The 15567-nt window shown below is 61.4% G+C and carries 9 protein-coding genes; 2 read left to right on the plus strand and 7 right to left on the minus strand.

What is annotated here, in order from left to right:
- Positions 1–112: 112 nt before the first annotated feature.
- The gene (gene putA / locus RGV59_RS08125; RefSeq protein ID WP_017849817.1) at positions 113–4066 is read right to left on the minus strand and encodes a trifunctional transcriptional regulator/proline dehydrogenase/L-glutamate gamma-semialdehyde dehydrogenase; all 3954 of its coding nucleotides are present in this window, start codon (positions 4064–4066) and stop codon (positions 113–115) included.
- A 462-nt stretch (positions 4067–4528) separates the two neighbouring features.
- Here putA and putP point away from each other — a divergent pair, with 462 nt between their 5' ends.
- Complete coding sequence (gene putP / locus RGV59_RS08130; protein WP_017849816.1) at positions 4529–6013, plus strand: sodium/proline symporter PutP; 1485 nt, start codon at positions 4529–4531, stop codon at positions 6011–6013.
- Positions 6014–6096: 83 nt separating this feature from the next.
- On the opposite strand, the gene RGV59_RS08135 is transcribed toward putP, so the two are convergent.
- From RGV59_RS08135 to RGV59_RS08145, 3 genes are all read right to left on the minus strand, one after another.
- Positions 6097–6471 carry a hypothetical protein gene (locus RGV59_RS08135; RefSeq protein WP_126585360.1) on the minus strand — a complete coding sequence of 125 codons (375 nt, stop codon included), beginning with the start codon at positions 6469–6471 and terminating at the stop codon, positions 6097–6099.
- Positions 6461–7408 (minus strand): hypothetical protein, encoded by a 948-nt coding sequence (locus RGV59_RS08140; RefSeq protein ID WP_126585361.1) that lies wholly within the window; start codon positions 7406–7408, stop codon positions 6461–6463. The genes RGV59_RS08135 and RGV59_RS08140 overlap by 11 nt, the downstream gene beginning before the upstream one ends.
- Before the next feature lie 299 nt (positions 7409–7707).
- Complete coding sequence (locus RGV59_RS08145) at positions 7708–8985, minus strand: O-acetylhomoserine aminocarboxypropyltransferase/cysteine synthase family protein (RefSeq protein ID WP_017849813.1); 1278 nt, start codon at positions 8983–8985, stop codon at positions 7708–7710.
- Positions 8986–9236: 251 nt separating this feature from the next.
- On the opposite strand from RGV59_RS08145, the gene RGV59_RS08150 reads away from it, so the two are divergent.
- Positions 9237–10073 (plus strand): 23S rRNA (adenine(2030)-N(6))-methyltransferase RlmJ, encoded by an 837-nt coding sequence (locus RGV59_RS08150; RefSeq protein WP_017849812.1) that lies wholly within the window; start codon positions 9237–9239, stop codon positions 10071–10073.
- A gap of 130 nt (positions 10074–10203) precedes the next feature.
- Here RGV59_RS08150 and msrA read toward each other — a convergent pair whose 3' ends face one another.
- From msrA to aceF, 3 genes are all read right to left on the minus strand, one after another.
- Entirely contained in the window at positions 10204–10851 is a 648-nt protein-coding gene (gene msrA, locus RGV59_RS08155) for a peptide-methionine (S)-S-oxide reductase MsrA (RefSeq protein ID WP_017849811.1), read from the minus strand.
- A 73-nt stretch (positions 10852–10924) separates the two neighbouring features.
- Complete coding sequence (locus tag RGV59_RS08160; RefSeq protein ID WP_046490774.1) at positions 10925–13618, minus strand: putative bifunctional diguanylate cyclase/phosphodiesterase; 2694 nt, start codon at positions 13616–13618, stop codon at positions 10925–10927.
- A 304-nt stretch (positions 13619–13922) separates the two neighbouring features.
- Entirely contained in the window at positions 13923–15560 is a 1638-nt protein-coding gene (aceF, locus tag RGV59_RS08165; RefSeq protein WP_126585362.1) for a dihydrolipoyllysine-residue acetyltransferase, read from the minus strand.
- Positions 15561–15567 lie beyond the last annotated feature (7 nt).

Below are 15567 nucleotides of genomic sequence, written 5' to 3' on the forward strand. Positions count from 1 at the left end.
AAATGTGGGAGGGGGCTTGCCCCCGATTGCAGTGTGTCAGTCAGTTCAGCTGTTACTGATCCACCGCCATCGGGGGCAAGCCCCCTCCCACATGTTTACCGCGTTCCGGCAGTTAGCCGATGGTCATCAGGCTGGCGTTACCGCCCGCCGCTGCGGTGTTGACGCTCAGCGCACGCTCGATCACCAGACGCTCCAGGGCAATTGCTGTCTCGCCTTGGGACAAACCATGTACCCCGACGATCGCCCCGCCACGCTGGGCCACTTGCTGGCAAACCGCGCGCAGTTGATCGGAATCGCCGTGGTGCAGGACTGCGTCGAACAGCACATCGTCCTTGGTCCAGTCGGCCACGCGCTTGATCTTCGCCTGAATCTCTTTCGGCAGGCGTGGGAACAAGGCTTTGGTCAGCTCGGTTTCCGGCCATACCGCCGAACCGCCGACGGCCAATACCGCCGCCAGTTGGGTCAGCAGGTCACCTTCTACTTCTGCCAGGCACAGTACGTGCTCGCGGGGCAGGATGGCGTAGCTGTTGCGCTCGCCGGTCGGGCCGGCCAACAGGCGGGTGATACCGCTTTGCGATTGCGTGGCGAACCGGCTGCACAGCGCGCTCAGGTCGCTGAGCGTGTGGCTGTCGGCCCAGGCTTTCAAAGCGGTCAGCGGTTGGCTCATGGCGTCGCGCAGGCGCACGTCCGGTGCGGACAATGCATCGCCGCGAACGAAGGACTGCTCGATCGCATCGGTAGGACGCGTCGACAGCAGGCGGTACAGGTACAGCGGACCACCGGCTTTCGGGCCGGTGCCCGACAAACCTTCGCCGCCAAACGGCTGCACGCCGACCACCGCCCCGACAATGTTGCGGTTGACGTAGACGTTGCCGGCATGAACGTTGTCGATCACCTTGGCGATGGTCTCGTCGATGCGCGTGTGTACGCCCAGGGTCAGGCCGTAGCCGGAAGCGTTGATCTGGCCGATCAACTGGTCGATCTCCTTGCGCTTGTAGCGCACCACGTGCAGCACCGGGCCGAAGATCTCCCGTTGCAGCTCGTCGAAGCTTTCCAGCTCGATCAGGGTGGGCATCACGAAGGTGCCGCGCTTGATCTCTTCGCCGTCGGCGATCGCCACTTGGTACACCGCGCGGCCTTTGTCGCGCATGGCCTGGATGTGTTTCTCGATGCCGGCCTTGGCTTCGGCGTCGATCACCGGGCCGATATCCACCGACAGGCGCTCCGGGTTGCCCAAACGGCATTCAGCCATGGCGCCCTTGAGCATTTCGATGACGCGGTCTGCAGAATCTTCCTGTAGGCACAGTACACGCAGGGCCGAGCAACGCTGGCCGGCGCTGTCGAAGGCCGACGACACCACGTCGATGACCACTTGTTCGGTCAGGGCCGAGGAGTCGACGATCATCGCGTTCTGGCCACCGGTTTCGGCGATCAGCGGGATCGGTCGGCCCTGGGCATCCAGGCGCCCGGCGACATTGCGTTGCAGCAGGCGCGCGACTTCGGTGGAACCGGTGAACATCACGCCTTTGACGCGATCATCGCCGACCAGGCGCGCACCAACGGTTTCGCCCTGGCCCGGCAGCAGTTGCAGCACGCCTTCCGGAATACCGGCTTCGAGCAGGATACGTACCGCTTGTGCGGCTACCAGCGGGGTTTGCTCGGCAGGCTTGGCCAATACCGGGTTACCGGCGGCCAGTGCGGCGGCGACTTGCCCACTGAAAATCGCCAGCGGGAAGTTCCACGGGCTGATGCAGACCACCGGGCCCAATGGGCGGTGGGCGTCGTTGGTGAAATCGTGACGCGCCTGCACCGCGTAGTAACGCAGGAAGTCCACGGCTTCGCGCACTTCGGCGATGGCGTTGGCGAAGGTCTTGCCGGCTTCGCGGGCCAGCAGGCCCATCAGCGGCTGGATCTCGCCTTCCATCAGGTCGGCGGCGCGTTCAAGGATCGCGGCGCGCTCGGCGGGCGGGGTCGCCTGCCAGATCGGGCCGGCGTTGATGGCGCACTGGATCGCGTTGTCGACGTCATCGACGGTCGCTTCCTGTACGTGGCCGACCACATCACGCAGGTCGGACGGGTTCAGCACCGGCGTCGCAGCTTCATTACTGGCGGCGCAACCCAACATCGGCGCGGCTTTCCAGTGGTTGTGCGCGGTGGCCAGCAGAGCGCAGGACAGCGACGCCAAACGGTGTTCGTTGGCCAGGTCGATACCGGCCGAGTTGGCGCGGTCGCTGCCGTACAGATCGCGTGGCAAGGGAATACGCGGGTGCGGCAGGCCGAAGCCGCCTTCCAGCGTCGCCATTTGCTCGATGCTGGCCACTGGATCGGCCACCAGCTCCTGGATCGAGATGGACTGGTCGGCGATACGGTTGACGAACGAGGTGTTGGCGCCGTTTTCCAACAGGCGACGTACCAGGTAGGCCAACAGGGTTTCGTGGGTGCCGACCGGGGCGTACACGCGGCACGGACGGTTCAGCTTGCCCTCGGCCACTTTGCCGACGACCTGTTCGTAGAGCGGTTCGCCCATGCCGTGCAGGCACTGGAACTCGTACTGGCCGGGGTAATAGTTCTGACCGGCGATATGGTAGATAGCCGACAGGGTGTGGGCGTTATGCGTGGCGAACTGCGGGTAGATGACTTCCGGCACCGACAGCAGTTTGCGTGCGCAGGCGATGTAGGACACGTCGGTGTACACCTTGCGGGTATAGACCGGGTAGCCTTCCAGGCCTTCGACCTGGGCGCGCTTGATTTCGCTGTCCCAGTACGCGCCTTTTACCAGGCGGATCATCAGGCGGTGGCGGCTGCGGCGCGCCAGGTCGATGACGTAGTCGATCACATACGGGCAGCGCTTCTGGTAGGCCTGGATCACGAAACCGATGCCGTTCCAGCCGCTCAGTTGCGGCTCGAAGCACAGGCGTTCGAGCAGATCCAGGGACAGTTCCAGGCGGTCGGCTTCTTCGGCATCGATGTTCAGGCCGATGTCGTATTGCTTGGCCAGCAGGGTCAGGGACAGCAAGCGCGGGTACAACTCGTCCATCACCCGTTCGTACTGGGCACGGCTGTAACGTGGGTGCAGGGCCGACAGCTTGATGGAAATGCCCGGGCCTTCATAAATCCCACGGCCGTTCGAGGCTTTGCCGATGGAATGAATGGCTTGTTCGTAAGAGGCGAGGTACTTCTGCGCATCGTGTTCGGTGAGTGCGGCTTCACCGAGCATGTCGTAGGAATAGCGGAAACCCTTGGCTTCGAACTTGCTCGCATTGGCCAGGGCTTCGGCGATGGTTTCGCCGGTGACGAACTGCTCGCCCATCAGGCGCATGGCCATGTCGACGCCCTTGCGGATCATCGGCTCGCCGCTCTTGCCGATGATGCGGCTCAGGGATGAGGTCAGGCCTGCTTCGTTGTGGGTGGCGACCAGTTTGCCGGTCAGCAACAGGCCCCAGGTAGCCGCGTTGACGAACAGCGACGGGCTGTTGCCCAGGTGCGGTTGCCAGTTGCCGGTGCTGATCTTGTCGCGGATCAGTGCGTCGCGGGTGCCTTTGTCGGGGATGCGCAGCAGCGCTTCGGCCAGGCACATCAGTGCCACACCTTCCTGGGATGACAGGGAGAATTCCTGCAGCAAACCCTGGACGATGCCGGCACGGCCGCCGGCGCTCTTCTGATTGCGCAGTTTTTCTGCAATCGACGCAGCCAGCTTATTCGTGGCTTCGGCCATCTGGGCCGGCAGGCGAGCCTGTTCGATCAGCATCGGCACCACTTCCGGCTCCGGGCGGCGGTAAGCGGCGGTGATCGAGGCGCGCAGTACGGATTGCGGCAGGATGCTCTCGGCGAACTCGAGGAAGCACTGATGGGCGTGGTCGGCCTGGACCTCGCCGGCGTCGTCGGCCTCCTTGCTGCTCAAGCCATTGAGCTCGGTCAGGGTTGCACCACCCTCGAGTTTCTCCAGGTAATTGAAAATCGCCTGCTTGATCAGCCAGTGCGGCGTGCGATCAATGGAGGTCGCGGCCGCCTTCAGGCGCTCGCGGGTCGGGTCGTCGAGTTTGACCCCAAGGGTGGTTGTAGCCATTTTCTTATCCTCATGGGTGCCACTACCGAGTGGCATCAGTTGGCGGCAAGATTAGCTTCGGTCTGGAAGAGGTGCAACCGGGTGCAACCCTTTTTATGCATGAAATTTTCGAGGTTCAATCGGAAAAAATCCCGGTCTCGACCGATTCTGCTTCTAGTTGGTGCATTTGCTTCTGAGTTCGGCTGTTCTTGCTCCGAAAAGGAGCAAAAACGCGGTGTTTTCTGTAAAATACATCAAGGTGCAACTTATTCGCGAGAAACTGGTTGCACCTTATTTGCTTTGTTGAATAGCATTCGCAGCCAAGGTGCAACCACCCGCATGGTGTGGTTCATCGGCTGACGGCTTTCCTGGGGAAACGTCAGTCATAAATGCGCGCGATGCAGCTACGTTTACTCACTGGATCAGTGGGTGGCCGTCTGACAGACCGCCGCTACATAAAAACAAAGCCAGGGCGTCACTTCTATGAGCGTTAGTAATCCAACCCTGATCACGTTCGTGATCTACATCGCAGCAATGGTGCTGATCGGCTTCATGGCCTATCGCTCCACCAACAACCTTTCCGATTACATCCTGGGCGGTCGCAGCCTCGGTAGCGTGGTGACTGCCTTGTCAGCCGGTGCTTCCGACATGAGCGGCTGGTTGTTGATGGGCCTGCCGGGCGCGATCTACATGTCCGGCCTGTCGGAAAGCTGGATCGCCGTCGGCCTGATCGTCGGTGCGTACCTCAACTGGCTGTTCGTGGCCGGTCGCCTGCGCGTGCAGACCGAGCACAACGGTGACGCCCTGACGCTGCCGGATTACTTTTCCAGCCGTTTCGAAGATAAAAGCGGCCTGCTGCGGATCATCTCCGCAGTAGTGATCCTGGTGTTCTTCACCATTTATTGCGCTTCCGGCATCGTGGCCGGTGCCCGCCTGTTCGAAAGCACCTTCGGCATGTCCTACGAGACTGCGCTGTGGGCCGGCGCGGCGGCGACGATTGCCTACACCTTCGTCGGTGGTTTCCTGGCAGTGAGCTGGACCGACACCGTACAAGCCACCCTGATGATCTTCGCGCTGATCCTGACGCCGATCATCGTGCTGCTGGCCACCGGCGGTATCGATACCACGTTCCTGGCGATCGAAGCGAAGAACCCCGACAACTTCAACATGCTGAAAAACACCAGCTTCATCGGCATCATCTCGCTGATGGGCTGGGGCCTGGGTTACTTCGGCCAGCCGCACATCCTCGCGCGCTTCATGGCGGCGGATTCGGTGAAGTCGATCGCCAAGGCGCGTCGCATCTCCATGACCTGGATGATCCTGTGCCTGGGCGGCACCGTGGCCGTGGGCTTCTTCGGCATCGCCTACTTCTCGGCGCACCCGGAAGTGGCCGGCCCCGTGACCGAGAACCACGAGCGCGTGTTTATCGAGCTGGCCAAGCTGCTGTTCAACCCATGGATTGCTGGCGTTCTGCTGTCGGCGATTCTGGCGGCGGTCATGAGCACCTTGAGCTGCCAATTGCTGGTGTGCTCCAGCGCCCTGACCGAGGACTTCTACAAGACCTTCCTGCGCAAGAACGCTTCCCAGGTTGAGCTGGTGTGGGTCGGTCGTGTCATGGTGCTGCTGGTGGCGTTGATCGCCATCGCTATGGCCGCCAACCCGAATAACCGCGTGTTGGGCCTGGTGAGCTACGCCTGGGCCGGTTTCGGCGCCGCGTTCGGCCCTGTGGTACTGATCTCGGTGATCTGGAAGCAGATGACCCGCAACGGCGCACTGGCTGGCATTCTGGTCGGCGCGATCACCGTGATCGTGTGGAAGCATTTCGAATTGCTGGGCCTGTACGAAATCATCCCAGGCTTCATCTTCGCCAGCCTGGCGATCTACATCGTCAGCAAGCTGGGCGCGCCGACTGCGGGTATGGTTGAGCGCTTTGATGCTGCCGAGAAAGACTACAACCTCAACAAATAAAGCCTCGGGCGTTATGCGCCCGATGTGTTGAAGAAAACGGCTCGCTATCTTTTGGATAGCGGGCCGTTTTTTTCCTCAACTGGTCAGTCAAAGTAAATGACGATCAGACCTATCAATCCGGCTGCGCCAATAAGCGCCGTGCCATGAAGCATGAGCTTTGTGCTGCGCGGAAAGGCTTGTACCTGCGGGAGGTCAATGACTCCCCGTCTTGCATTTAGCCTGGGTAGTGCGACGGCCACATACACTGCGCAAAGCCTCATCATCCTTTCGCGCGGTGAGTTTCCCCAGTAGCTGCTGTGGAAGGCGACCAGGCGGCACTTGTTCAAGAGCGCTTCCATGGGTTCAAGTTTTCGGTAACACAAGAAGAGCCCGATGATGGTGGTGATGATGACTGCGGATGCAGAGCTGATGGCAATCAAGGAAGTAGCAGGGAGATTCAAGAAGTCATCAATACTCATACAAAAGCTCTCCTACCTTCTCGCCGCCTTCCCCACCTAAGTACCCACCGGCCGCACCTCCGGCTCCCCCGGCGAATAGCATGCAAGCTAAGGATACCGGACCAGTGGTAGGGGCCAATATGGCAAAGCATAGGAGTGATCCGGCAGCGCCGCCCACCACGCCGCCTGACACACCTAACGTCAGTTTCCCAAGTTCCACATATTTTGCTCTTCTGCATTGTTCTTCCCTCCCGGTAGAACACGCCTCCTTGATCTCCAACGCCGTTGCAGTCGTACTCAACGCGATGCCCAGCGGCGTGCCTTTTTTCAGCAGTTTTGCCGTCTTCGAAACCCGCGCAATCGTTTCGCTGTACTTCTTTATCTCTCCGCTATGCAAATAACTCTTGGTCGAGATCCCTAGCATTTTCTTGATCGAACCTTCATTGCGTAGCCCTGTGCCATAACGCGCAAAACTACGCATTTGCGCGTCCAGTTTGGCAAACAGGGTTTGGCGTCGAGCGAGGAAATCATCTCGCGCAGCACCGCCACCCCGGCGCAGGAATTGTTTGTGCAGTGCATCAATTTCTTCGAGGGTCTTTGCAATGTTTTGCAAGTGTCGACTCCAGGCATCACCCGCCGTGCCTATCCCCAGCGAAGCGTAGCCCAGCAACTTTTTCAGCAAGTCATAGTTGTGCAGTGCAAAAGCATCCCCGCCTTCGGCCATCACGCTATGCCGAATATCCCAGGCGGCTCGCATCAAGTGTGACTCTTGCGGGGTGCAGATCGCAGTGGTTTCGTCACCGATGATCACTAACTGTCCCGGCAGTACGACAACATTGCGAATGTGGGTATTGAGGGTGTCGAACTTGGCTTCGGCATATGGGCTCAAGCGCAAACTTGCCTTGAGCTCCACCGAGGTTTGTTGGCGGTCATTGATGAAGGCATAGGGCTGAGGCATTAGCGACTCCCCAACCATGGTGATCGGTTCGAAGGGAGGTCATTGCTTGCCATGGAAACAGTCCTTTTTGAATGAGCATGGCTGCGCAATTTAAATAGCGGTTCGAGCGGTGTCGTGGTTTTGGCGGGGGATTTTTCGGTGGTTTTTTGCTTTTGGGAAAAGGGCTACTGAGTTGAGCCAGGTTTCCGACAGAGGCGTGAATTTTCACGGCCTTTACGCCGACGACCTTGCGGCACAAGGTCGCCTGCTTCACGCGCCATGCAGATGTTAGCCATGGCGCGCGGGTCGCTTATCTGGCCTCAGGCGTGCGTTGCAGCCAGCGCCTGTTGCAGATCTTCGATCAAATCTTCAATCGCCTCGATCCCCACCGACAGGCGAATCATCTCCGGCTTCACGCCGGCCTTGGCCTGTTCCTGCTCGTTCATCTGCCGATGGGTGGTGGACGCCGGGTGGCAGGCCAGGGATTTGGCGTCGCCGATGTTCACCAGGCGTTTGAAGATTTGCAGGGCGTCGTAGAAGCGTACACCGGCTTCGTAACCGCCCTTCAGACCAAACGACAGGATCGCCGACGGTTTGCCCTGCATGTATTTCTGCGCGAGTGCGTGGTGCGGATGATCGGGCAGCCCGGCGTAGCTGACCCATTCGACTTCGGCGTGATCTTGCAGGAACTGCGCGACCTTCAAGGCATTCTCGGTGTGGCGTTCCATGCGCAGGGCCAGGGTTTCCAGGCCTTGCAGCAGCAGGAAGGCGTTCATCGGCGCCAGCGCTGCGCCGGTGTTGCGCAGCGGTACGGTGCGGGCGCGGGCGATGAAGGCGGCGGGGCCGAATTTTTCGGTGTAGACCACGCCGTGGTAAGCCGGTTCGGGCTGGTTGAGGCCGGGGAATTTTTCCGCGTATTTCGCCCACGGGAACGTGCCGCTGTCGACAATCACGCCGCCCAGGGAGTTGCCATGGCCGCCGACGTATTTGGTCACCGAATGCACCACGATATCGGCACCGAACTGGATCGGTTTGCACAGGATCGGCGTGGCCACGGTGTTGTCCACCATCAGCGGTACGCCACGGGCGTGGGCCACGTCGGCGAGGGCTTGCAGGTCGATGATGTTGCCCGCCGGGTTGCCGATGCTCTCGCAGTAGACCAGTTTGGTGTTGTCGTCGATCAGTTCGGCGATGGCGGCGGCGGAATCGTCGCGGGCGAAGCGCACATCGACGCCAAAGCTCGGCAGCAGGTGGGCGAACAGGGTGTAGGTGCCGCCATAGAGCTGCGGCGTGGTGACGATGTTGTCACCGGCGCGGGTCAGGGTCTGGATCGCATAGTGGATCGCTGCGCTGCCGGCGGACACGGCCAGCGCGGCGATACCGCCTTCGAGCGCGGCCATGCGTTGCTCCAGCACATCGTTGGTCGGGTTCATGATCCGCGTGTAGATATTGCCGGGTACGTCCAGGTTGAACAGGTCGGCACCGTGCTGGGCGTTATCGAATTCGAAGGCGACGTTCTGGTAGATCGGCACCGCGACGGCTTTGGTGGTCGGGTCGGACTTGAAGCCGTGGTGCAGGGCGATGGTGGCGTCTTTCATGGTTATTGTTGACCTCCTTGGTTTTTAAGGGCGCCCCCGGGCAGGGTGGGAGGCGGCTTGGCTGCGATGGCATCATCGCGGTGTGCAGGTAATACCGCGTCGCTTGTGTCGCGGGCAAGCCCGCACATGCTGTAAGGATTAGATTGTTTTCACAAGGACGCCTGTCTTTGCGGCATAAGCACCGCCCGGCATGCGGCCCTGCACCTTTGCCCGTGTAGCAGGTAAACTTCGCCCCCTGCGCAGGAGCAACCATGAATTATCGTCACGCCTTTCACGCCGGCAACCACGCCGATGTCTTCAAACACCTGACCTTGACCCGCCTCATCGCCTTGATGTCGCGCAAGGAGCAGCCGTTCGCCTACCTCGATACCCATGCCGGTATCGGTCTGTACGACCTGCAGGGCGATCAGGCCAACCGCACCGGTGAATACCTGGAAGGCATCGCCCGTCTGTGGGGCAAGAGCGATCTGCCGCCATTGACCGCCGACTACATGCGCGTGCTGCACGAGATGAACCCGGATGGCCAGTTGCGCTACTACCCCGGTTCGCCGGAACTGGCACGCCGCCTGACCCGCCCCCAGGACCGCGTGCTGCTCAATGAAAAGCACCCGGAAGACGGCGTGCTGCTCAAGGACAACATGAAGGGCGATCGTCGGGTCAAGGTTCACCTGGGCGAAGGCTGGCATGTGCCACGCGCGTTGCTGCCGGTGCCGGAAAAGCGTGCGCTGATGCTGATTGACCCGCCGTTTGAACAGCTCGACGAAATGCAGCGCTGCGCGGCGTCGCTCAAAGAGGCGGTCGGCCGCATGCGCCAGACGGTCGCAGCGATCTGGTACCCGGTGAAGGACCAGCGCATGTTGCGCCGTTTCTACCAGGACCTGGCCGGCACCGGTGCGCCGAAGCTGCTGCGCGTCGAATTGCTGGTGCATCCGTTGGACACGCCCAACACCCTGACCGGCTCGGGCCTGGCGATTGCCAACCCGCCGTGGGGCTTGGAGGAGGAATTGCGTGAGCTGCTGCCGTGGCTGTCCAAGCAACTGGGCCAGACCCAGGGCGGGTGGCAGATGGATTGGCTGATTGCCGAGTAACCGAGTCTGGCGCAACACCAATGTGGGAGGGGGCTTGCCCCCGATAACGGTGTGTCAGTCCATACATCTGTACCTGATACATTGCTATCGGGGGCAAGTCGAACCGTCGCACCGCCCCTCCCACATTTTTTTAGATCGGGCAGGTCACGCCTGTACCGCCAATCCCGCAATAGCCCTGCGGATTCTTCGCCAGGTACTGCTGGTGATACGCCTCGGCGAAGTACACCGTCGGGGCCTCGTCGATTTCCGTGGTGATGGGGCCCAGGCCAGCCTTGGTCAGCTCTTGCTGATACGCCTGCGCACTGGCCTGCGCCGCCGCCAATTGCTCCGGCGTGGTGGCATAGATCACTGAACGATACTGGCTGCCGATGTCGTTGCCCTGGCGCATGCCCTGGGTCGGGTTGTGCAGTTCCCAGAACATCTTCAGCAAGTCTTCGTATTTCACCTTGGCCTGGTCATACACCACCAGCACCACTTCGCTATGGCCGGTCAGGCCCGAGCAGACTTCTTCGTAGGTCGGGTTCGGCGTGTAGCCGCCGGCATAACCGACCACGGTGCTGACCACGCCATCGCGCTGCCAGAATTTGCGTTCTGCGCCCCAGAAGCAGCCCAGGCCGAAGATCGCGAAGCCGACGTCGTCGAGGAACGGGCCGAGCAGCGGGTTGCCGTTGACGAAGTGCGTCTCCGGCAGTGTCATCGGGGTTTCACGGCCAGGCAAAGCTTGTTCTGCAGTAGGAAGCACGTTTTTGTTCACCAGAATTTCCGAGCGCAAGACCATGAGCAGTCCTCTCGTCAGGTTGAGTTAACAGTAAAGAATCAGACAACCAGTGTGCCCGAGTGTTACAGCGCTGTCAGGCGATTGGCCCGCGTGGGTAGCGTTTAAGCTTCTCGAGCAGCTCTGAACCGGGGATGGGCCGGTCGAACAGATAGCCCTGGCCGACGTCGCAACGATGCCGACGCAGGAACGCCAACTGCTCGGCGGTCTCGATGCCTTCGGCCACGACCTTGAGCTTGAGGTTGTGGGCCATGGCGATCACGGCGGAGGTGATTTCCATGTCGTCCTGGTTGTCCGGGATTTCGTGGATAAAGCTGCGATCGATCTTGATGATGTCGATCGGGAATTTTTTCAAGTAGCTCAGCGACGAGTAACCGGTGCCGAAGTCGTCCATGGCCAGGGTCAGGCCCAGGCTTTTCAACTGGTCCAGTTGCAGACGGGTGTCCTCGGTGGCCTCGAGCAGCAGGCCTTCGGTCAACTCAAGTTCGAGCAGGTTGGCCGGCAGTTCTTCTTCCTTGAGGATCGAGGCAATCGAGGCCACCAGGTCCGGGTCGGAGAACTGTTTGGGCGACAGGTTGATCGCCACCTGCAGGTTGCCCAGGCCGGCGGCGCTCAGTTGCTTGCTCATGCGGCAGGCCTGGCGGGCGATCCATTTGCCGATGGGGATGATCAGGCCGGTTTCTTCGGCCACGCTGATGAACTGGTCGGGGCGGATCATGCCCTTTTCCGGGTGGTTCCAGCGCAGCAGCGCCTCCATGCCCAGCAAGCGGCCACTGCGCAGGCACAGCTTGGGCTGGTAGAACACGTCCAGCTCGTTCTGGGTCAGGGCGCGGCGCAGGTTGTTTTCCACGAACAGTTTGTAGCTGGCCTCGGCGTTCAACGCTTCGGTAAACACTTGTACCTGGTGTTTGCCGTTGGCTTTGGCCTTGTGCAGGGCCAAGCCGGCGTTGCGCATCAGGGTTTGCGGGTCGCGGCCATGCAGCGGCGCGCAGGCCAGGCCCACGGAGCCGGTGACGCTGATCAATTGGTTGTCGACGAACATCGGCTTGTCGAGGGTCGCCAACAGTTGGCTGGCAACGAGCTGGCCGCTCTCCAGGTCGGTGTCGTCGAGCAATACCGCAAATTCGTTACTGGCAAAGCGCGCCAGGCTGCCGCCGGCGCTGAGGCTGTTGCGCAGGCGCCGGGCCAGGCTGATCAGCAGCTTGTCGCCGGTCTGGTGGCCGAGGCTGTCGTTGATCCGCTTGAAGTTGTCGATGTCCACCAGCAACAGGCAGATCGGGCTGTCGCTGTCGCGGGCAAAGCGTTCGTCGAGGTTGCGGATAAACGCCGGACGGTTGCCCAGGTTGGTCAGGTTGTCGGTATAGGCCAGGCGCTCGATGCGCTGTTGGGCCAGCTTGGTCTGGGTGATGTCTTCGTAGATGCCGATATAGTGGGTCAGCTCGCGATTGTCGCCATAGACCTTGGAGATCGACAGCTGGCCCCAATAGGGTTCCAGGTTCTTGCGTCGGCTCTTGAACTCGCCCTGCCAGCTGTTGCTCTTGGCCAGGCTCGACGGTGCGTCGAACAGCAATTCGCTGAGGTTTTCCAGCGCGGGCAATTGCGCCAGGCGATGGCCGTGGACCTCTTCGGTACTGTACTGGGTGATCGCGGTGAAACTGGGGTTGACGTACTCCACCACGCCATCGCAATTGACCAGCAGGAAGGCGTTGGCGCTTTGTTCCACCGCGCGCTGAAACAGGTGCAGGGCGCTGGTGGCGGTACGACGGTTGTGATTGTTGATCACTTGCGCGAACTGATCCGCCAGCTCGCCGGCAAAGGCGATCTCGTCGGACTGCCAGGCGCGCGTGCAGCCGTTTTGTTCCAGGCACAACACGCCAACGACCTGGCCATCGACACGGATACTCGCGTCGAGCATCGCATGCACGTCGTTGGCCTGCAGCGATTCGGCCATTTCGCGGGTGCGTGGGTCGCGCATGACGTTGGTAGCATCGATCGCCCGGCTGGTCTGCAGGGCTTCGAGGTAGTCCGGAAAGCCACTGGCATCAATCGGCTCGGGCAAGTGGTGGCGCTGATCGGCGCGCTGGTACGCCGAGATCGGTACCAGGCGCTGGCCTTCGAGGTTCCAGATGCTGGCGCAATCGATCTGGTAGATATCGCAGGCGCTGCGGGTGATCAGCTCGGCGGCTTCCTGCAGCGAATTATTCGTGGTGTAGCGCTGGCGTGCGAGCAGCAGGATCAGCTCTTGCTGGGCGCGTACCCGTTCCAGGTGCAGCAACTGTTCCTGTTGCGCGCGCTGGTTGAGTTCCAGGGCGATCTGCAGGCGGCTGTTCTGGTTTTCCAGGTCTGCTGTCGGCGCCGTCGACGGGATCTCGCTGAACAGGCCGTCGACCACCATCAGGTAGCCCCGCAGCAGGTGGCGATTGTGTTGTTTGTAGGCTTCGCCCAGTTCCAGCAGGCTTAGAGGGCCGTCGTTGGTGTGCAGGGTGTAGCGCACCAGGTAATGAGGGCTCTCGGCCAGTTGCTGCTGGATGGCATCGTGCAGTTGATAGCGCGCCTGCGGCTCCATCAGGCTGGCGTAGGGCGAGCCGATCAAAGCGCACAGTTCAACCGCCGGCAGGCCGAATTGGCGCTCGCAATTGGGGTCGAGGTAGAGCAGGGCCCAGCTTGCCTCATTCAGCCGCTCGAAACGCAGCATACCGAGGCGCGAAGGCACCGGTAATTGCGTCACTACCTCGGCCGCCGTCCGGGCGACATCGGGTTGGCTTTTCATGGGGAAGCTCACTTGAAAAAACGCACTCGGCGCCGGGCTCACGCCCTCTTTACTGTTGCCTGCAGCAAGGTTGCATCATGCAGCCCAGGCTGACAAGAGAGGATGAAGGCTAAGTGCTATAAGGGTTATATCGGCTGCGCGGTCGATTTCTGCAATCGGGGTGATAGGAGGTGTACAACCCTGTTTTTACTGTCCAAGAAACGCGCAAAAAAAGCCCCGCCAAGTGGCGGGGTTGAGGTACGAGCGTGGCGCTCGGAAATCGATGCAATCGGGCCTCCCTCGTGCAAGGGAGGCCCGTCGCGGCTTACAGCAAGATGGTGCGGATGTCGTTCAGCAGTTGGCTCAGGCGCTGGGTGAAGCGTGCCGCCGCGGCGCCGTTGATCACGCGGTGATCGTAGGACAGCGACAGTGGCAACATCAGCTTCGGCTGGAAGGCTTTACCGTCCCAGACCGGCTGGATAGTCGCCTTGGAAACGCCCAGGATCGCCACTTCCGGCGCATTGACGATTGGCGTGAAGCCAGTGCCGCCAATGTGACCGAGGCTGGAGATGGTGAAGCATGCGCCCTGCATGTCGTCCGCGGTGAGCTTCTTGTCGCGGGCCTTGGCAGCCAGCGCAGCGGCTTCGGCAGCCAGTTGCAGCAGGCTCTTCTGGTCGACGTTCTTGATGACCGGTACCAGCAGGCCATCCGGGGTGTCGACGGCAAAGCCGATGTGAACGTACTTCTTGCGAATGATCGCCTTGCCGCTTGGCGCCAGTGAACTGTTGAAGTCCGGCAGCTCCTTGAGCAGGTGCGCGCAGGCCTTGAGCAACAGTGGCAGCACGGTCAGTTTCACGCCGGCCTTCTCGGCCACGGCTTTCTGCGCAACGCGGAAAGCTTCCAGGTCGGTGATGTCGGCCTGGTCGAACTGGGTCACGTGCGGGATGTTCAGCCAGCTGCGGTGCAGGCTCGACGCGCCGATTTGCATCAGGCGGGTCATCTGCACTTCTTCGGTTTCGCCGAAGCGGCTGAAGTCCACGACCGGGATCGGCGGAATGCCAGCACCACCGGTAGCATTGCCGGCAGCCGGGGCTTCCTTGGCTTTCTGCATCATGGATTTGACGTAAACCTGCACGTCTTCCTTGAGCACGCGACCGTGCGGGCCGGTGGCCGTGACGGCGTTCAGCTCGACGCCGAACTCGCGGGCCAGTTGGCGCACGGCAGGACCGGCGTGAACCTTGGCACCGCTTCGTGCCGGTGCCGCCGCCGGGGCCGGTGCGGCCTCGGCGTTTGCGGCAGGGGCTGGAGCCGCGGCGGCCGGTGCGGCTTCAGCCTTGGCAGCCGGCGCAGCGGCCGGTGCCGGGGCAGCAGCCGACGCAGCGCCTTGGACTTTCAGCTTGAGGATGAAGTCGCCAGTGCCGACTTCGTCTTCCAGCTTGACCGCGATGCTTTCCACCACGCCGGCAGCCGGCGAAGGGATTTCCATGGAGGCCTTGTCGGACTCCAGGGTGATCAGCGACTGGTCGGCTTCGACGGTGTCGCCGACCTTGACCAGCAGTTCGATGATCTTGGCCTTGCCCGACGAGCCGATGTCCGGGACATGAATGTCCTGGATGGTGGCTGCGGCCGGTGCGGCAGCCGGGGCCGCAGGGGCCTCGGCAGCGGCAGCAGGCTTTTCAGCCGGCGCCGGTGCAGCCGCGGCAGCTGGAGCAGGGGCCGCAGCGGCGGCGCCCTCGATTTCCAGCTCCAGCAGTTCGTCGCCTTCTTTCAGGCGATCGCCCAGCTTCACTTTCAGGCTCTTGACCACGCCGGCCTTGGGAGCAGGGATTTCCATGCTCGCCTTGTCCGATTCCAGGGTCAGGATGCTCTGGTCGGCTTCGACGGTGTCGCCGACCTTCACAAACAGCTCGATTACTTCACCTTCACCGCTGCCGATGTCAGGTACGCGAATGAGTTCGCTCACAAAAAGT

Source organism: Pseudomonas sp. FG1 (assembly GCF_034313875.1).
In the GTDB taxonomy this organism is placed as follows: Bacteria; Pseudomonadota; Gammaproteobacteria; order Pseudomonadales; family Pseudomonadaceae; genus Aquipseudomonas; species Aquipseudomonas veronii.